Genomic DNA, 18386 nt, shown 5'->3' with positions numbered 1-18386 from the left:
GTCAAGCACCCGGGGCCGCCGTCATACCGGCCGGGTGCGCCCCTCCCAGTAGGGGTCGCGCAGCCGCCTCTTGTAGAGCTTGCCGTTGGGGTCGCGGGGCATCTCGGTGACGAAGTCGACGCTTCGGGGCCGTTTGTAGCCGGCGAGCCGCTCGGCGCAGTGGTCGAGCAGGACGGCGGTGAGGGCCGGACCCGGCCGGTGGCCGGGGGCCGGTTCGACGACGGCCTTGACCTCCTCGCCCCAGTCGTCGTGCGGGATGCCGAAGGCGGCGGCGTCGGCGACGGCCGGATGGGAGAGGAGCACGGACTCGATCTCGGCCGGGTAGATGTTGACCCCGCCGGAGATGATCATGTCGATCTTGCGGTCGCGGAGGAAGAGATAGCCGTCCTCGTCCAGGTAGCCGAGGTCGCCGACGGTGAAGAAGTCGCCGATGCGGTTCGTGCGGGTCTTGGCCTCGTCCTTGTGGTACGAGAAGCCGCCGGTGCTCATCTTCATGTACACGGTGCCGAGCCGGCCGGGGGGCAGCCGGTCGCCGTCGTCGTCGAAGACCGCGAGTTCGCTGATGGGCCAGGCCTTGCCGACCGTGCCGGGTTTCTTCAGCCAGTCCTCGGCGGTGGCGAAGGCGCCGCCGCCCTCGCTGGCCGCGTAGTACTCCTCCACGCAGTGCCCCCACCAGTCGATCATGGCCCGCTTCACATGGTCCGGGCAGGGGGCGGCGCCGTGGATGGCGTGCCGCAGGGACGAGACGTCGTAGCGGGCCTTCACCTCGTCCGGGAGGGCCAGCAGACGGTGGAACTGGGTCGGGACCATATGGGTGTGCGTGCAGTTGTGGCTGTCGATGACACGGAGCATCTCCTGCGGGGTCCACTTGTCCATCAGCACCAGGCGGTGGCCGATGTGCAGGGACGCGCCGGCGAACTGCAGGACGGCCGTGTGGTAGAGCGGCGAGCAGACCAGATGGACGTTGTCGTCGAACGGCATGATGCCGAAGATGCCGAGGAAGCCGCCGAGGTAGGCCTCCTCGGGTGTCTTGCCGGGCAGCGGGCGGCGGATGCCGCGCGGGCGTCCCGTCGTACCGGAGGTGTAGTTCATGACCCAGCCGAGTTCACGGCCGGAGGGCGCGGAGTCCGGTTGGCCGTCGAGGAGCCGGAGGTAGGGCCGGAAGCCGTCGACCGTGCCGACCGCGTACCGGTGTGTGGCCGGAAGTCCCGCCTCGTCGGCCGCGGCGCGCGCGGCGGCGGCGTACCGCTCGTGCGCGATGAGCACCTTGGCGCCGGAGTCGGCAACGATCCAGGCGATCTCCGGGCCGACGAGGTGGTGGTTGACCGGGACGAGGTACAGGCCTGCCTGACCGGCGGCCAGGTAGGCGGTGAGGAACTCGACGCCGTTGGGCAGGACGACCGCGAACGCGTCGCCGCGCTGCAGTCCGGCCGCGCGCAGCCCGTGCACGAGCCGGTTGGCGGCGCGGTGCAGGCGTCCGGCGGTCCATTCCTCGCCATCGGGGGCGATCAGGGCCGTGCGGTTCGGGTCCTGGGCGGCCTGCGCCCAGAATCCGGCGGGGGGTGTGCTCATGACCGGCCGCTCCTTCCGGCGATGCGGTTGATGCGGTCCACGGCCTGCTCGAAGCCGCGGGTGAGGTCGTCGAAGACGGCCTGGACGCTGCGTCGGCTGGTCATCCGGCCGACGATCTGGCCGACGGGCAGGCCGAGCAGCGGTTCCACCTCGTACTGCTGGATGCGGGAGACCGCCTCGGCGACCAGCAGGCCCTGCAGCGGCATGGGCAGAGTGCCGGGCCCGGCCGGGTCCTCCCAGGCCTCGGTCCACTCGGTCCGGAGCTGACGTGCGGGCTTGCCGGTCAGGGCGCGGGAGCGCACGGTGTCCCCGGAGCCGGCGGCGAGCAGCTTGCGGGTCAGGGCGGGCGAGTGCAGATCGGCTTCTGTGGTGGTCAGCCATATGGATCCCAGCCACACACCCTGGGCGCCGAGGGTCAGGGCGGCCGCCAGCTGCCGGCCGCTGCCGATCCCGCCCGCGGCCAGCACGGGCAGCGGGTCGACGGCTTCCACGACCTCGGGGGTGAGCACCATGGAGGCGATCTCCCCGGTGTGGCCGCCGGCCTCGTAGCCCTGGGCCACGACGATGTCGATGCCCGCCTCCTGGTGTTTGCGGGCGTGCCGCGCGCTGCCCGCGAGCGCGGCGACGAGCACGCCCCGGTCGTGGGCGCGGGCGACGATGTCGGCGGGCGGGGAGCCGAGTGCGTTGGCGAGCAGCCGGATCGGGTAGCCGAAGGCGACGTCCAGCTGGGTGCGGGCGACCTGCTCCATCCACCCGGTGATGCGCCACCCGGACGCCTGGCCCTCGGCCTGCTCCGGCACCCCGTACCTGGCGAGGGTGTCCCGCACGAACTGCCGGTGCCCCTCGGGGATCATCGCCTCGACGTCGGCCTCGGTCAGTGTCCGGTTTCCCGGGGCTTCCACCTTCTTCGCGGGCATGACCACGTCCAGCCCGTAGGGCCGGCCCCCGGCGTGCGCGTCGAGCCAGTCGAGATCCCGTTCGAGGTCGTCGGGGGCGGTGTAGCGGACCGCGCCGAGCACGCCGAACCCGCCGGCCCGGCTGATGGCCGCGGCGACGGCGGGGAACGGCGTGAAGCCGAAGACGGCGTACTCGACTCCCAGGCGTTTGCTCAGCTCCGTCTGCATGGGCGCAGGATGCCGCAGTCACCCGGACGACGGAAGAGCTCTTCTGATGCTCCGTCAGATCCACGGGGCCCTGCACCGGCCGGCCGCCCCTCCGGCTCGTCGCCGATCTGCCGGCCAGGCCAACTCGCCCGGGACACGGGGTACTCGGCGGATCCGCCGGACGTCGTCGGCGTAGCCGACCACGGCGATCGCTGGGTAGCATATGTCGGCATCACATGGCCTTGTGCACCCCCCGGATCGGGGCGGCCTCCCGCTGCACAGGCGGTCGACAAAAGGAACGGGCATGGCGAACGTCTTCATCAGTCATCGCATGGTCGACGCGCCCGCAGCCCGCCGGCTGGCCGAGGGCGTCTCCACCGCAGGGCACACCGTCTGGTTCGACGAATGGGAAATCGGCATCGGCGATTCCATCGTCGACCGGATGAACTCCGGCCTCGAGGGCATGTCCTATCTCGTCCTGTGCTATTCGGATGCCGGGGTCATGAGCCCCTGGACCACCCGGGAGTGGATGTCCGCTCTCCATCGCCAACTGGAGGGCTTCGACGTACGCATCCTGCCGGTGAGGTTCAGCGGTTCGACTCCCGCGATCCTGTCGGATCTCCGGTACGCGGACCTTTCCCAGGACTGGGACCTCGGATTCGAAGAACTCATCAAGGCGATCCGCTGACCATTCCGGGGGGCTCAATGGTCCAGGTCCTGATTGCGCACGCCGAGGGCGACGAGGAACTCGCCGCCAAGATCGCCGAGCCTCTCGAGAGCGCCGGATACGAGGTGCTGCACCACGGTTCGCTGTTCGTCGGCGACTCGCTGCTGCAGAAGGCGTCCCTCGCCATTTCCCAGGGCTGCCCGGTGGTCCTCTGTGCGACGATCATGGCGATCGGCACGGGGCTGCCTGTTCACCTGGTCAGTGCCGCGAGGCGGCACGGGGAGGCCAGGATTTTCGCTCTCCAGATGGAGAGGAACGCGTACCTGGACCCGCTGGCACTGGACGGCAGGATCGCACGGTACTGGGAGGACCCGGCCAGGGCGATCTCCGAACTCCTCAAGTCGCTCGCGGAGTACTATCCGACCGGAGCGAAGAAGAACCCGGCCGACCTGGGCCGGGACCTTCTCGAACAGCAGTACCGGGATCTCACGCTCGAGACGTGCGACATCGTCGATCTCGCCAACTTCCCCATCGGCGACCGCGAACTCTTCACCAGAAACCTGCTCCTGCGCAGCTTATACGTGTCCCTGCGCGTCTCGGTGGACATTCCGCCGGGCATCGATCCGCACGATCGCGACAAGAAACTGCAGAGCCTCGAGGCGGACCGAAAGGGCGAGGACGGCAACGAGGGTCCCGGAGCCCGTTTCTCGATCGGCGAGCGGCTCGGAGCCTCGAAACGCCTGGTGGTACTGGGTGATCCGGGCGCCGGCAAGAGCACCCTGCTGCGCTGGATCGCCACGGCGTATCTTCTCCGCCTCAAGTCGGATCCCGACTGGAGTCAGCTGCCGGACGTCGACACCCTGCCCGAGGCCGACTGGCTCCCGCTGTTCATCCGCTGCCGCGACCTGGACAGACGAAGGATCACCGGGTCACCGGAGCGGATGATCCGGCATCATCTGTGCGACCTGGGGTTTTCCGACGACGAGGCCGGCGAGCTCACTCCCTTTCTGCTCGACCGGCTCCGCCGCGGTCGTGTGCTGCTGCTGATCGACGGACTCGACGAGATATCCGATGCCTCACTGCGGGCCCGTTTCTGCCGCAAGGTGGAGAAAATACACATCGCCTTCCCCGAGGCGCCCATCATCGTCACGTCACGGATCGTCGGCTACAAGGAGATGGGGCTGCGGATCACGCGTGGGTTCGAGCACGTCACCGTGCAAGACCTCACTCCCCGCGACAAAGACGACTTCGCCCGCCGCTGGTGCGTCGTGGCCGAGACACCGGCCCGCCGGTACACCGCGGCGGAACAGCTCATCAGCGACATCCACAGCACCGACCGCATCGAGCGGCTGACCGGCAACCCCATGCTCCTGACCACCATGGCGCTGGTGAAGAAAAAGGTCGGAAAGCTGCCGAGTCATCGCGCGGACCTCTATCGCGAGGCCGTCGACGTGCTCCTGCACTGGCGCAGTGACGTGGACGAGCGAATCGACCCGCACGAGGCCCTCCCGCAACTCCAGTACCTGGCCTACTCCATGTGCGAGTCGGGGGCCCAGCAACTCCTGCAGGACGAGATCGTCGACACCCTGGACCGGATGCGCCGGGAGTTCCCGGCCGTCCGCCCGGTCCGTCGGCGTTCCGCCATCGAGTTCCTGCGCCTGCTGGAACGACAGACCGGAATCCTGGTCGAATCCGGGCACGTCCGCCACCATGGCCGCCTCGTTCCGGTCTACGAGTTCCGGCATCTGACGTTCCAGGAATACCTCGCCGGACTGGCCCTGGTGACGGGACGATACCCGGGCCGCGACCGGCAGAAGTCGTTGGCGGAACAGATCGCGACGCTCACCGCGCAGACCTCCACGTTCACCACCTCGGTGCGAGGCGAAGACGTGGCTGTCGCGGAGAACTGGCGCGAGGCCATCCGGCTGAGCGTGGTGACGTGCAACGACGACGACGTGGACGATGTCCTCCGCGCCATCTGCACCCCGTCGCCCGGGGAGGAGGGCGCGGCCACGGCCAGGCCGCGGGCCACCCTGGCCTGTTCCTGCCTCGCCGACGAGCCCAACGTCAGCGAGGAGGTGGCCGCCGAGGTCGTCGAGCGATTCATTGCCGTACTGACCGAGGAAGACGGAACCGGCCCCGCCATCACGGCGGCCGACTCGGCGCTGCAGGAGGTGGGAGGTTCCCACTGGGCCGCCCTGCTCAGCCGCGGCATCGTCACCACATGGGTGGAGAACCCCGGGGACTTCGGCAGGCTGGCCGGTTCGGCCTCCCTGGTGCTGGGGCAGGCCGCGCCGCCTGGGGGCGAGGCACTCGGCACCTGGGTGCGCAACCAGGTCGCCCTCCTCGGCGAGGCCAAGAAGGAAGTGGTGACCGAGGCGGCACTGGCCTTGATGGAAGGGGCGTTCAGCGGCAAGCTCGTGATGGTTCCGGGCCTGGTGGAGGGGCTCTTGGCCCTGCTCTCACGAGGCCCCTGTGAGGCCATGGCGGCAGCATGGGCACTGGGCTGGCTCAAGTCGGCACGCCCGGACGCGTTCTGGGCACCGACAGATGGTGAGTTGCAACGACTGGCGGACGCGGTCGCCTCGAACCGCCTTCTTCCGAAGGCGATCGTGTTCTTGCTGTGGTGCTTCGACGACACTTCCACACCGGCGTCCGAGCGCATGGCAGCAGCGGTGATGGATCACTTCGTCGTCGCCAACGGCGAGACCCGCGATCAGATCGCCTCCTATTACGTGAAACTCTTCCCCCGAGTCCTGGCTCCCGTCGTCGCCGCCACTCATCACCCGCGCGCAGGCGTCGACGCCGCCCTTCTCCTGAACGAGCTGGACAGCCCATTGGCGCTGGAGCCCTTGTTGCGGTTGCTCACCAACGACCGCGGCAGACCCCGCGAGGCCGTTGTCAGGGCTCTCGGCGACCTCGGCTCCACCGAAGCGGTCGAGCCCCTGCACGCCCTGCTGGCCGACACCGGCGTCCCGCCGAGCGCAGCCGTGCCCCTCGCGCTGGCCCGCCTGGGCGATCGGAGGGCGCTGCGTCCGCTCCTCGCCCGGATCACGCACGCCGACGGCACACCCCGTGCCGACGTCGTCCGCGCCCTCGGGGAACTCCGCGACCCCGAAGCGCTGGACCCCCTGCTCACCCTCCTGACCGACACCGACGGACCGCCTGACGCGGGCGTCGTTCGAGCCCTCGGCTTCCTGGGCGACCCCAGAGCCGTCGAGCCCCTGCTCGGCCTGCTGGCCGCCACCGAGGACGATCCGCACCGCTACACCGTCGTCGAGGCCCTCGGTCGGCTCCGCGACTCCCGAGCGGTGGATCCCCTGCTCGGCCTCCTGCACGACGCCGACGGGCGGCCGGTGCCTCAGATCGCCCAGGCCCTCGGACAGATCCGTGACCCCAGGGCGCTGGACCCACTGCTCGCCGTTCTGATCGACAGCCACGGCGCACCGGACTCCGCCGTCGTCGAAGCACTGGGTTCCCTCGGCGATCCGAAAGCCGTCGACCCGCTCCTGGCGGCGCTGCTGGACGGCGACGGAGATCCCCGCACCGAAGTCATCGACGCGCTCGGACGGCTCGGTGACGCCAGGGCGCTGCGGCCACTGCTGGCGGCGAGCGGGACGGCATCCCTGGAACCCGGCGCACGCATGACGGCCGCTCTCGCCGCCCTGGGAGACGAGCGGGCTCTCCGCGTGCTGCACGGGGCCATGACGGACGAAGAGACATCCGGCCAGGTACGACGGGCTGCGCTGTGGTCCCTCGCGTCCACGGAGACGGCGGAGGCCGACAGGGTGCTGCTGTCCAAGGACCGCGACGGTTACTCACCGGGCATCGACCCCACACAGGAGATCAAGGAGGCGGTTCTTCCTGTGTATGCCGCCGCCGCACGGCTCACCGTGGACGAAGTGCGTTGCCGCTACGAGGAGTTGGCGGCGCGCTACGGCCTGAGGCTGTCCTGGGTCCAGCAGCCCGTGTGAGGGCCGCCCGTCAGCCGGCCGACCCTGCCCGCTCCAGCACCGCCATCGCCGCGTTGTGTCCCGGTACACCGCTCACCCCTCCCCCGCGGACCGCGCCCGCGCCGCACAGCAGGAGATTGGGGTGCCGGGTCTCCACGCCCCAGCGGCCCGTGTCCTCGTGGACGTACGGCCAGGACAGGGCCCGGTGGAAGATGTTGCCGCCGGGCAGCCGCAGGTCGCGTTCGAGGTCGAGCGGAGTCTTCGCCTCGATGCAGGGGCGGCCGTCGGCGTCGGTGGCGAGGCAGTCGGCGAGCGGTTCGGCGAGGTGGGCGTCGAGCTGGGCGAGGGTGGACTTCAGCAGCTCCTCGCGGACGGCGTCGTTGTCCCGGTCGAAGAGCCGGGCCGGAGTGTGCAGTCCGAAGAGGGTGAGCGTCTGGTAGCCGCGCTCGGCGAGGTCGGGGCCGAGGATGGTGGGGTCGGTCAGGGAGTGGCAGTAGATCTCCGACGGTGGCGTGGCGGGGAGTTCACCGGCGGCGGCCTGGGCGTGGGCGGTGGCCAGCTGCCGGTATCCCTCGGCGATGTGGAAGGTGCCGGCGAAGGCCTCACGGGGGTCGGCGTCGGGGTCGCGGAGCTTGGGGAGACGCGTGAGCAGCATGTTGACCTTGAGCTGGGCGCCCTCGGCGGGCTCGGGCGCGGTGTCGCCGGTCAGGGCGGCCAGTGCCTGCGGGGAGGCGTTCACCAGGATGTGCCGGGCGGCGGCGACGCCCTCGCCGTCGGCCGTGCGGTAGGCGACCTCGGCGGTGTGCCCGTCGGTGTCGATGCGGACCGCCTCATGCCCGGTGGCGATGACCGCGCCCGCCGAGCGGGCCGCAGCGGCCAGTGCGTCGGTGAGGGCGCCCATACCGCCGACGGGCACGTCCCAGGCGCCGGTTCCGCCGCCGATGACGTGGTAGAGCAAGCAGCGGTTCTGGGCGAGGGAGGGGTCGTGGGCGTCGGCGAAGGTGCCGATCAGCGCGTCGGTGAGTACGACACCCCGTACCAGGTCGTCGCTGAACGTCTCCTCGACGGCGACGCCGATCGGCTCCTCGAACAGCACCCGCCAGGCGGTCTCGTCGTCGATGCGGCGGCGCAGCTCGTCGCGGGTGGGCAGGGGCTCGGTGAGCGTCGGGAAGACGCGCTGGGCGACCCGGCCGGTCATGTCGTAGAAGCGCTGCCAGGCCGCGTACTCGCGCTCGCCGCCGGTCAGCCGGGCGAAGGCCTCCCGGGTGCGCTGCTCGCCACCGCCGACGAGGAGTCCGGTCGGCCGTCCCTCCCGCTCCACGGGGGTGTACGAGGAGATGGTGCGGGCACGGACCCGGAAATCCAGTCCGAGGTCGCGCACGATCTTCTGCGGGAGCAGGCTGACCAGATACGAGTAGCGCGACAGCCGGGCGTCGACACCGGCGAACGGGCGGGTGGATACGGCGGCGCCGCCCGTGTGGTCCAGCCGTTCCAGCACCAGCACGGAGCGGCCGGCCCGGGCCAGGTAGGCGGCGGCGACCAGGCCGTTGTGGCCGCCGCCGACGATGACGACGTCGTAGGCGCGGGTTCCCTCGTTGGCAGGCATGGTCCTTCGTAACACGTGCTGATCCACGGCGGCCAGAGCCCGACCCGGCAAGAGGCCACACCCCGCAGGGCACCGGCCGACGGCTTTCGGCTCCCCCGGACACCGGTTTCCGGTCCCGTCAGGGTTGGCCGGATGGCCGCCGTTGGCGGATCACCGCGACCCGGCGGTACAGATCTGCGGCCTCCGTGCCGCGACCGAGGCGGTCCAGGCAGTGGGCCTCGTCGTTGCGGCCGGCGAGGGTGTCGGGGTGGTCCGGGCCGAGGATGTGCTCGCGGGCGGCGGTGACCCGGCGGTACTCGGTGAGGGCGTCCGCCCATCGGCTCAGCCAGCCGAGCGCGACCGCGACCTCACGTCGGCTGACGAGGGTGTCGGGGTGGCCGGGGCCGAGGACCCGCTCGCGGAGCGCGCACACGTCGCGGGCCTCGGTCAGGGCCTCCTCCCATCGGCCGAGCCGTCCGAGGTGGACGCCGAGGCCGTGCCGGGCACGCAGGGTCTCCGGATGGGTGGGGCCCTGCACGCGGGTGCGGTCCTCGATGAGGTCCCGGTACCGGCGCAGGGCGTCCGCGCTGCGGCCGAGCCGGCCGAGGCTGAGCGCGGTCTCGTAGCGGGCGGCGAGCGTGTCGGGGTGGTCGGGACCGAGCACCGCGGCTCTGGCCGCGGCGACCTCGTGGTAGAGGTGCAGGGCCTCCTGCCAGCGGCCGGACTGGCCGAGGGCGTAGGCCACTTCGCAGCGGGAGACCAGCGTGTCGGGGTGGTCCGGGCCGAGCAGCCGGGCCCGGGTGGCGGCCACGTCCCGGGCCATGTGGCAGGCGTCGTCCAGCCGGCCGAGCCGGCCGAGCGCGCAGGCGAGGTTGTGCCGGCAGCGCAGGGTGTCCGGGTGGTCGGGGCCCATGGCGCGTTCCCGGGCGGCCAGCACCTCGGTGTAGACCTGGTGGGCCTCGAAGTGGCGGCCCAGCCGGCCCAGGGCGTAGGCGGTCTCCTGGCGGGCGGCGAGGGTGTCGGGGTGGTCGGGGCCGAGCACGCGCGTTCTCGCCTCGGCGACGTCCGCGTAGGCGCGCAGCGCTTCGGCGGCGCGGCCGGTGCGGATCAGGGTGAAGGCGGCCTCGTGGCGGCTGGCCAGGGTCTCGGGGTGGTCGGGGCCGAGGACGGCGGCCCGTTCGGCGGCGACCGCCCGGTGCACCTCGCCCGCCTCCGCCCAGCGGCCCTGCCCGGCCAGCCGGATGCCCTCGTGGTGCCGTGCGGTGAGGGCGGCGAGCGCGTCCGGTGCCGAGCCGGCGAGCAGGGCCGGCGCACCGGCCGCACCGGGGGACCACCGGCCCGTCAGGACGGCACCGGGGTCCGGGGGCAGGGCGTGCGGCCCGGCGCCGACCGCCTTGTGGCCGGTGGTCATGCCGCGGGTCCAGGACGGCAGGCCTGTCGCGAGCGGAAGACCGGGAAGCGGGGACGAGACGGCCGGGACACCGGCGGCGATCGCCCGTCCGGCCTGGATGCGCAGGGCCAACTCGGTGGCGTCGTACGGACGTTCCTCGGGTCGCTTGGCGAGCAGGTCGAGGATGACGCGGTCGAGGAAGGACGGCAGCTCCGGGCGCTGTTCGCGTGGCGGCCGGGGCGGGGTGTCGCGGTGGCCGATGAGGATCGCCCAGGCGTCCTCCAGGTCGAACGGCGGCGCGCCGGTGGCGATTTCGTACAGGACGCAGCCCAGCGAGTACAGGTCGCTGCGCTGGTCGACCGCGCCGCCGCCGATCTGCTCCGGGGACATGTAGTGCGGGGTGCCCAGTGCGACACCGGTGCCGGTCAGCCGGGCGGTGAAGCCGATGTCGTGGCCGGGACGGGCGATGCCGAAGTCGCAGATCTTCACGGTACCGTCGGTCAGCAGCACGATGTTGGCCGGCTTCAGATCGCGGTGCACTATGCCCTGTTGATGGGTGTAGGCGAGGGCGCCGGCGATCTGGCCGGCGATCTCGGCCACGTCGTCCACGGGCAGCGGATGCCCCTTGTTGTCCTCCAGCAGCCGGCTCAGGTCACGGCCCTCGAGCAGTTCCATCACCAGGTAGGGGACGCCGCCGTCCTCGCCGAAGTCGTGGACGACGGTCACCCCGCGGTGGGAGAGCGCGGCGGCCGTCCGGGCCTCCCGGCGGAACCGCTCCCGCAGGACCGGGGTGAGGGACGGATCGTGGTACGGGCCGGACGGCTTGAGGCATTTCACCGCGACCTGCCGGCCCAGGAACTCGTCCCGGGCCCGCCACACCTCGCCCATCCCGCCTCGCCCGATCAGGTCGAGCAGCCGGTACCGGCCCTGAATCAGCCTGTGCTCCCCCATAGCGATCCGCCGCCCCCGTCGCCGCCCGCCCCGCCCCGCCCCCGGGGAGCCGTCGCCGGACCGCACGCGGTCGCACCGGGCCGGCCCGGTCCGCGACACACCCCCCTGCTCGCCCAGTATGGCGGCCTATCGCCCGACTTTGTACGGTGCGGGACGCGCCTCCGGGCCGAGCCGCGCCATCGCGCGCAGGATGTGTTTGGGCGGAAGCTGCCAGCGCAGACGTGCGGGAACACGCCGCAGCAGGGCGCCCGTGGTCCGGAGTCCGCGGGTGACGACGGCGGGTGTCGGGGCGGGTCTTCCGTACAACTGGTGGGCGTACGGCGGCAGAGCGGCGTACGCCAGGTGCGCCACGCGCCGCCACAGCACCTCGCGCGCCGGGACGAGGAGGGGGTGTATCGGCGGACGGAGCAGGAAATCGTCCACCTCGCGCGCCTCGGCTCCCGCGGCCAGTTCGGGCCGCATCCGCTCGAAGTACGCGGCGAGTTCCGCCCGGTCGGCCGGTACCGTCCCGGGATCGAGGCCCACCAGACGGGCGCTGACCCGGTGTTCGGCGATGTAGCGGTCGGCCTGGGCGTCGCTGAGCGGAAAGCCGGAGCGGCGCAGAATGTGCAGGTACGAGTCGATCTCCGCGCAGTGCACCCACAACAGCAGCTCCGGCTCGTCGATCCCGTACCGCTCACCGGTGTCCGGGTCGGTGGCCGTCAGCATGCTGTGGATCTTGCGCACGCGGGCGCCCGCGCGTTCGGCGGCCTCGGTCGTGCCGTACGTCGTGGTGCCGACGAAGTCGGCGGTGCGCATCAGCCGGCCCCACGCGTCGCGGCGGAAGTCGGAGTTCTGCATGACGCCGCGGACCGCCCGCGGGTGCAGGGCCTGGAGATAGAGCGCACGGATGCCGGCGACCCACATCATCGGGTCGCCGTGCATCTGCCAGGTCACGGAGTTCGGCGTGAACAGCCCGGGGTCGCCCATGCCCGAAGGTGTGACCACAGCCATTGGTTGTCACCTCTTGTCGCCGTTGACCTGCGCTTTTGCCAACCAGCGGCGGCATCGCGCTGCGCCGGCTACCGAGCTTTCTTGGCACATTGGTACACGCCGACGGCTCCCAGCTCACGGCGTCCTCCGTACCCACGGCACCGCCGCGCGAATGAGGCACCGCTCTGCGATCAGTACCTGCCCAGATTGTCAGAGGATCATTCACTCGAAAGGGTAGTCATCCATCTCGCACGACGCGCACTGCCCAGACGTGCAGAGCTCAAGATCGGTTCACCAAGTGGCGACGCTCGGACCTGTGCCACTTGGCCCACAAGGCCGCCGACGAGATTGCCCGCCACATAGCACAGTCGCTCTGATCGACACCGCGGTCCGATGAGACGAGTTGCAGCATCAGGACACGTCTCACGATGATCAGTCGAATTTCCACCTCACCGCTTTGAACACAAGGCAGAGACATGCCGTCCAAGATCCTCCTGCGCGAGCCAGCGCCGATTGACACCTCCGCCTCCTGCCTGTGGTCGGACGTCTCTTCACTGTCCGACCTCGCACGCACACACGCGATTCCGGCAGAGGCTGTCGCCCAGCTCGTCATGCCGCCGGACTGGACCGCCCGGTGGACAACGGCTTGGCGCTTCGGAAGAACGCTGATCGGCGGCACAGTGAGGGACCTCCACCAGGTCGACGTGTTGTCCAGCGTTCCTGTGCGCCGATTCACCTGGCGCACGGACCAATGGCACCGACCAGGCCTTGAGTACCTGGTCAGCACGGACCGGCACCACGGATTCGAGAGCTATGAGGAGGAACTCCTGCTTCTGGCCGCCGACTTCTCTGGGTCGCTGGTGGAAGCCTTGGCTCAGCCCTTCAGGCTACGTTTCAACAGTGTTAGAGGGGCTGAGGAACACGTTCCCGACTTCCTGCTGTTGACGCAAACCATTCCGTTGCTCATCGATGTGCGTCCCGTTGGCCGGATTTCCTTCGAGGACGACGTCAAATTCGCCGCTTCCGCAGAAGTCGCGCTGGCGGCAGGCTGGAACTACGCCGTAGTCACAGGCTGGCATGACCATGTGGTGGGTTTGGTCGACACCTTGTCCGCAGGTCGGAGGCAGCTGTCGGACCCTTTGGGTTTGCAACAACAGTTGCTGTCTGCGGCCGCGGACGGCCCGCAGCCATTCTCGGCCCTGGTGGAGCACTGCACCATCCCAGCAGTTGCCCGAGCGCAGGCGATCCATTTGTTGTGGCACCGTCGATTGGGCCTGGACATGTCGGGGCCGCTGATGGATCGGAGCACCGTACGTCTCTCCCCGGTGTCTGAAGCCGCGGCCCGGGTTCGGTGATGGTGGCCTCCACAGCGTGGGACCTCTCCGCGGGTAACGAATTCATTGTGAACGGCCTGCCCTGGACAGTGGAGACCTTCCACCCTGAGGTCGGCAAAGTCGTTCTCGTACGGCCCGAACACCAGCCGTGGCAGACCACCGTACGGCAGTTGATCCACCGCACGGATGTCCGCCAGTCCACCCGGACTCGCAAGGATCTGCCGGCGGCAAGCCGTGGGCGCCAGCCGAAGAGCATGCTCGACCTTCCCCCTGACAAGCAGCGGTTGGTGATGCTGCGCGTGGACCATCTACGAGAGGTGGATTCAGGATTTCGCAGTGGTGATCCCATGAAGGCGCTGCCGGGAGAGCCGAAGGCTCAGTACGACCCCGACTCCACCACGCTCACACAGCGCCGCCATGCGAAGGTACGGGAGTTGCGAAAGGACACTGTCGCTAACCCGGATCTGGCGGCAGAACAGAGGTTGGACAAGGTCAGCTACCGCACCCTGGTCCGCTGGGATCTCGACCGACGTCGATTCGGGCCGGCGGGGTGCGCCGATGACCGCTGGCTGCGGGAGGCAACCGGGCGTCACATCTCGAGCGCGGTGCGCGAGGCGATCTTCGCTGTGCGCCATGAAACCCTGCACCGTTCCAAGCTCACCGCCAAGGACCGTGAACGCCTGATCCATCAGTACGTGCGGGAGGAGTTCGGAGAGGAGGAGAAGGTACCGAGCTACGAAACACTTCGCGTCGTGTGGCGCGAGTGGTTCGGCTCCTCGGGGGCCCGTCAGCGTTATGCGGTGTCGGCGGCCAGAGCCCAGGCGGTGGCTACGGGCCGACACGTGGTGGTGAGCCGCCCTGGTCAGGTGGTCGCGCTCGACACAACGGTCCTGCCGGTGAAGGTACGCGAAACAGTATTCGGTGATCCGGTTTCGGTGCACCTTACTTTGGCCCTGGATGTCTACACACATTCGATTGTCGCTTTCCGGCTCACTCTGGTTTCGGACACCTCCGTCGACATTGCCATGATCCTGCGTGATGTCATGATGCCGTTGCCCATGCGACCCGACTGGGGCGACGAAATGGAGTGGGCGTACCCCGGGGTGCCCAGCACAGTTGTGGCCGGTTTCGCCGGTGGTAAAGTCGCCGGCCTGCCGTTCTTCTCGCCCGAGACGGTGACGACGGACCACGGTTCGGTCTACAAGAATCACCATCTGATCGAGGTACAGCGGGTGATCGGAGCGAACATCCGCCCGAGCCGGGTGCTGCGACCGCCGGACAAGCAGGCCGTGGAGCGGACGTTCGGCGCTATTCAGTCCCTGCTGTTCCGAATCCTTCCAGGCTTTCAAGGGATCGACAGTGCCGACCGAGGCGTCGACCCAGAAGGCGACGCATGCCTCACGGTTGCCGAGATGGAGCATCTCATTGCCACATGGATCGTGAAGATCTGGCAGAACCGCAGGTTCGGGTCATATGCACCGAGTTGGGACCCATCAGGTGACCACAGTCCGAACTCCTTGTTCGCATCCTCCATGGCACAGGGAGGGTTCGCCCTTCAGATCCCGCCAGCAGATCTCTACTACCGCCTGTTGCCCACACACCGCGTGACGATCCACGGTCGACGAGGCGTGAAAATCAGAAATCTTTGGTACGACGGCCCTGCCTTGGACGAGTGGCGTTTCCGCCTCTCTGGCCGGGGCGGGGTTGCCAAGAACAAATATGTGTTCCACCGGGATCCGCGTGACCCCTGCTTTGTTTACTTCCAGGATCCGCTGACCCATGAGTGGCACCAACTGCGCTGGGTCGGCCTCCCGGAGGAGGGGCGCATGCCTGCTTTCAGCGACGCCCGAGTGCGTCAGGTCATGCGTGATCTACGCAAGCAAGGTCTCACACCGAAGTCCGACGAGGACCTGTTGCCTCTCTTGCTGGACCTGATCGGAGGCAAGGTGCCTGTGGAGCATTGGCCGACTCGGCTCACGAAATCTCAGAGAGTGGAACACGCCCGCGAGGTTTCCCAGGCCTCTGCAGCTGCCGCGGACAGGCCCAAACCGATGCCCATGGACGACGCCACTGACTTGCGTGTTCCCCGCCAGGCTGAACCGGCCGACAATGTCGTCGAATTGCGCTGGCGTCAACGTGTCGAACAGGGCCAAGCAGCCATCGATACGGAGCGCCAACGCAGGCGCGAAGCGGGAGACCACGAGCCACATGTGCCCTCTACGCTCGGCCAGCGCTTGCGCGGAACCAGCCTCATGGACCTCCTCGACGACGAGTCCGACGCCGGCACCCCACCAGAAGGGCGAGCATGACTGCTCTCGCCAAGCCCAGCTCTGACTCTGCCGCCTTCCTTCCCGGCCCTCCGATCGACCGTACTCGCGTCGAAGGCTGGCAGCGGTGGGTCCGGACCCGAGAGTCGTTCGAGCCGGCCCCGGTCCTTGATCGGAGCCAGTACTCGAACATGTCTCCCCGCCGGCGCCGGATTCACGACCTCCACCGTCTGGCCACTCACAGCAGTCTGCCGGTTCTCAGCACTCCGATGAGCGATGCGGTGGCGTGGTTGGTGAAGGCTCGGATCGAGGACGGTGCCTACAGTCACAAAGCCGGCATCCGCACGGGTGTCATGGTCAACGGGGGCGGTGCGCAAGGAAAGACGGAAACCGTGTGCGAAGCCCTGGCGGCGTTCGAGGCTGAATGGCTGGAGGTGAACGAGTACATGAACCCAGAGGCCATGGCCGGGACCAGGGACCTGCTGGCTCCGGTCGCGTACGTCCGGTGTCCTGTGAAGGCCACTCCTGTGTCCACCTGCCAGCGCATCCTCGACTTCTACGGCGAGGACTACAAGAACATGCGGCAGGAGGACCTGATCCGCACCGTCAACGCCGCTATCTCCGCACATGCCACAAAGGCCCTCGTGATCGACGACATCACTCGGCTCAAGCTGCACCGCGAAAGCGACCAGGATGTCCTGGACCTGCTGTTGGAGGTGATGAGCATGTCCGTCACCCTGATCCTCGTGGGGGTCGGCATCCCCGTCTCCGGACTGCTACGTCGCGGCCGCTTCGACCCTGTCCGTAAGCAATGGATCATCCCGCCGGTCAGGGACCGTGGGCGCAGCCCCAACCCGGAGGCAGCAACGCAACACGAGCGGCGCTTCGAGATGATCGAACTGGAAGCCTTCAGCTACGATTCCCCCGCACAGGTCAATGCCTGGGTCGACCACCTTGCAGCTCTGGAACAGAGCTTGAGGCTTCTGACCGATACCTCGGGCATGCTGAGCGGTGGTGCCATGCCGGAATACCTCTTCGGCCGAACCAACGGAGTGGTCGGACTGCTGGAGAAGCTCATCCAGCGTGGATGCCGGCTCGCCATCGAGGACGGCTGTGAGCGGCTGGACACGGGGCTGCTGAACCGCTGCCGGGTCAGCCCTACGGACCTGCCCGACCTCGACGCAGAATCCGGTGAGCAGCCGACGATTCCTCCGATCCAGAATCCTCCCAAGAAGAGAGCGAAGGGCAGGAACAGCGTCTTCGACGACTCCGGTCCAGCGGAGTCTGCTGGATGACGGCGACGGCGCATCGTCCCCTCGCGCGTAGCCTTGATCCATTGCCGGGCGAGTCCTTGAGCGGATTTATCCTCAGGCTGGCCTACCGGCTGGACATCACGCCTCACCGTGTGGCGACCCTATGCGGTCTGGAGTGCCGAAGCGATGGCGTCCCGCAGGATCAATTGCGCGGACTCAGCCCAGATGTAGCCCAGCGCCTCGCGACGGCCGCACAGTTGACAGTGCCCGAGACACACGCCTTGACGCTCGAGGCAATCGCCCGCGCCTATTCGCCACTGGCCAAACTGCGTGCCGGTGGCGACCGCACGAGAAGCAAGTCGAACATTGACTGGGCCGTGAATCCCGTGAGTCGGTACTGTCCCGATTGCCTGAAGGGAGATGCCAGTCCGGTTCAAGATGCCTTCGGTGGCGCTTGGCAGCTCCGTTGGCACCTTCCTGTCGTATTCGCCTGCACAAAGCATCAATGCCTCCTTGAACATACCTGTCCGCATTGCGCGCAACCACTGAGTGGGCGGGTCGTCAGACGCTACGTCCTCTTCCAATCACCACATGTCAGCGGATTGCATCCGGCACAGTGCCGAAGCCAGGCACTCGGTGTGGCTCGTCGCCACCACGGCCCTGCCACACCTTGCGCCGCTCGACTGGACACCCCGAGGACTCCGACCGCCGCCCTCTCTGCGGAGGACTTGGCTCGAACCCTCCGGCTGCAGGAGCGCTTGGACCACCGACTGGCGCCGGACACGCCGAACAAGGAGTACAGCGGCGACGGGCAGGATACCTACTTTTCCGACCTGGTTCTCACAGCAAAGCTGATCACACTGAGCTGGCCACTCGGCGCGTCACTGCTGCCCTCGTCCCCTCTGATGGATCTCGTCGATCAATGCGCCGCTCCGCCTTCGCACTCCTCGGAAGCCCTGCAAGCACAACGCAGCGCGCCGCACCGTGCCGCTTGCTCTGCGGCCCTCCTTCTTGCCGCAGCAACGGCACTCGGTGACCGGGACTTGGCCTCCCTACGGGAGCGAGTCGAACCCCTGGCCCGAGCGGTCTACCGGCGGTCCACCTCGACCGGGAACAAATTGTTCCGCAAGAGCGATGCCTCCGCGGTACTGCTTCGAGCTACCGCTCCGCGCGTCTACGGAGTCCAGAAAAGATGCGCCCTTAGGACGACCCCTTGTTTGTATGGTTACCGCGTTGAGGAGATTCCACCACTACTCCTCAGAGACTGGTACGAAACCCATCTCCGACCGTTAACCCAGCATTTCACCGAGATCACGGGGCGCTTCGAGCGTCACCTCAG

General features: G+C 68.8%; 10 protein-coding genes and 1 pseudogene. 6 read left to right on the top strand and 5 right to left on the bottom strand.

Features of this window, described 5'->3' with window-relative positions; all coding sequences use genetic code 11:
* Positions 1–21: 21 nt before the first annotated feature.
* Together AC07C1_RS02930 and AC07C1_RS02925 are read right to left on the bottom strand one after the other, a co-directional pair.
* A complete protein-coding gene (locus AC07C1_RS02930; protein ID WP_478936460.1) occupies positions 22–1572 on the bottom strand; it encodes an acyl-CoA synthetase in 1551 nt (516 codons plus the stop codon).
* On the bottom strand, positions 1569–2696 hold the full coding sequence (locus AC07C1_RS02925; protein WP_478936459.1) for an NAD(P)H-dependent flavin oxidoreductase: 1128 nt from the start codon (positions 2694–2696) through the stop codon (positions 1569–1571). The genes AC07C1_RS02930 and AC07C1_RS02925 overlap by 4 nt, the downstream gene beginning before the upstream one ends.
* 283 nt (positions 2697–2979) lie before the next feature.
* Between AC07C1_RS02925 and AC07C1_RS02920 the strand changes: the two genes are divergently transcribed.
* Positions 2980–3363 carry a toll/interleukin-1 receptor domain-containing protein gene (locus AC07C1_RS02920; protein WP_478936458.1) on the top strand — a complete coding sequence of 128 codons (384 nt, stop codon included), beginning with the start codon at positions 2980–2982 and terminating at the stop codon, positions 3361–3363.
* 17 nt (positions 3364–3380) lie between these two features.
* Positions 3381–7316: a HEAT repeat domain-containing protein gene (locus AC07C1_RS02915; RefSeq protein ID WP_478936457.1), complete on the top strand. Its 3936-nt coding sequence runs from the start codon at positions 3381–3383 to the stop codon at positions 7314–7316.
* Between the two features lie 10 nt (positions 7317–7326).
* On the opposite strand, the gene AC07C1_RS02910 is transcribed toward AC07C1_RS02915, so the two are convergent.
* The 3 genes from AC07C1_RS02910 to AC07C1_RS02900 form a co-directional block, all read right to left on the bottom strand.
* Entirely contained in the window at positions 7327–8901 is a 1575-nt protein-coding gene (locus tag AC07C1_RS02910; RefSeq protein ID WP_478936456.1) for a phytoene desaturase family protein, read from the bottom strand.
* Positions 8902–9019: 118 nt separating this feature from the next.
* Positions 9020–11221, bottom strand: coding sequence for a serine/threonine-protein kinase (locus AC07C1_RS02905; protein ID WP_478936454.1), 2202 nt, complete (start codon positions 11219–11221; stop codon positions 9020–9022).
* Between the two features lie 126 nt (positions 11222–11347).
* Complete coding sequence (locus tag AC07C1_RS02900) at positions 11348–12214, bottom strand: oxygenase MpaB family protein (RefSeq protein WP_478936453.1); 867 nt, start codon at positions 12212–12214, stop codon at positions 11348–11350.
* A gap of 455 nt (positions 12215–12669) precedes the next feature.
* Between AC07C1_RS02900 and AC07C1_RS02895 the strand changes: the two genes are divergently transcribed.
* From AC07C1_RS02895 to AC07C1_RS02880, 4 genes and pseudogenes are all read left to right on the top strand, one after another.
* A complete protein-coding gene (locus AC07C1_RS02895; protein WP_478936452.1) occupies positions 12670–13548 on the top strand; it encodes a TnsA-like heteromeric transposase endonuclease subunit in 879 nt (292 codons plus the stop codon).
* 47 nt (positions 13549–13595) lie between these two features.
* The gene (locus tag AC07C1_RS02890) at positions 13596–15836 is read left to right on the top strand and encodes a transposase (RefSeq protein WP_478936451.1); all 2241 of its coding nucleotides are present in this window, start codon (positions 13596–13598) and stop codon (positions 15834–15836) included.
* 227 nt (positions 15837–16063) lie between these two features.
* Positions 16064–17089 (top strand): AAA family ATPase, encoded by a 1026-nt coding sequence (locus AC07C1_RS02885; protein WP_478936450.1) that lies wholly within the window; start codon positions 16064–16066, stop codon positions 17087–17089.
* Positions 17086–17550 (top strand): annotated as a pseudogene (locus tag AC07C1_RS02880) (TniQ family protein); the annotation flags it as partial. The gene AC07C1_RS02885 and the pseudogene AC07C1_RS02880, both read left to right, overlap by 4 nt.
* Positions 17551–18386: the final 836 nt, after the last annotated feature.

It is taken from the genome of Streptomyces sp. NPDC045022, assembly GCF_056432605.1.
The sequence above is the reverse complement of the archived record's forward strand: the minus strand, read 5'-3'. Positions and strand labels throughout refer to the sequence as shown.

Coding starts and splice junctions, on each gene's coding strand:
- AC07C1_RS02930 (WP_478936460.1), bottom strand. CDS start 1,572: ATGAGCACACCCCCCGCCGGATTCTGGGCGCAGGCCGCCCAGGACCCG.
- AC07C1_RS02925 (WP_478936459.1), bottom strand. CDS start 2,696: ATGCAGACGGAGCTGAGCAAACGCCTGGGAGTCGAGTACGCCGTCTTC.
- AC07C1_RS02920 (WP_478936458.1), top strand. CDS start 2,980: ATGGCGAACGTCTTCATCAGTCATCGCATGGTCGACGCGCCCGCAGCC.
- AC07C1_RS02915 (WP_478936457.1), top strand. CDS start 3,381: ATGGTCCAGGTCCTGATTGCGCACGCCGAGGGCGACGAGGAACTCGCC.
- AC07C1_RS02910 (WP_478936456.1), bottom strand. CDS start 8,901: ATGCCTGCCAACGAGGGAACCCGCGCCTACGACGTCGTCATCGTCGGC.
- AC07C1_RS02905 (WP_478936454.1), bottom strand. CDS start 11,221: ATGGGGGAGCACAGGCTGATTCAGGGCCGGTACCGGCTGCTCGACCTG.
- AC07C1_RS02900 (WP_478936453.1), bottom strand. CDS start 12,214: ATGGCTGTGGTCACACCTTCGGGCATGGGCGACCCCGGGCTGTTCACG.
- AC07C1_RS02895 (WP_478936452.1), top strand. CDS start 12,670: ATGCCGTCCAAGATCCTCCTGCGCGAGCCAGCGCCGATTGACACCTCC.
- AC07C1_RS02885 (WP_478936450.1), top strand. CDS start 16,064: ATGAGCGATGCGGTGGCGTGGTTGGTGAAGGCTCGGATCGAGGACGGT.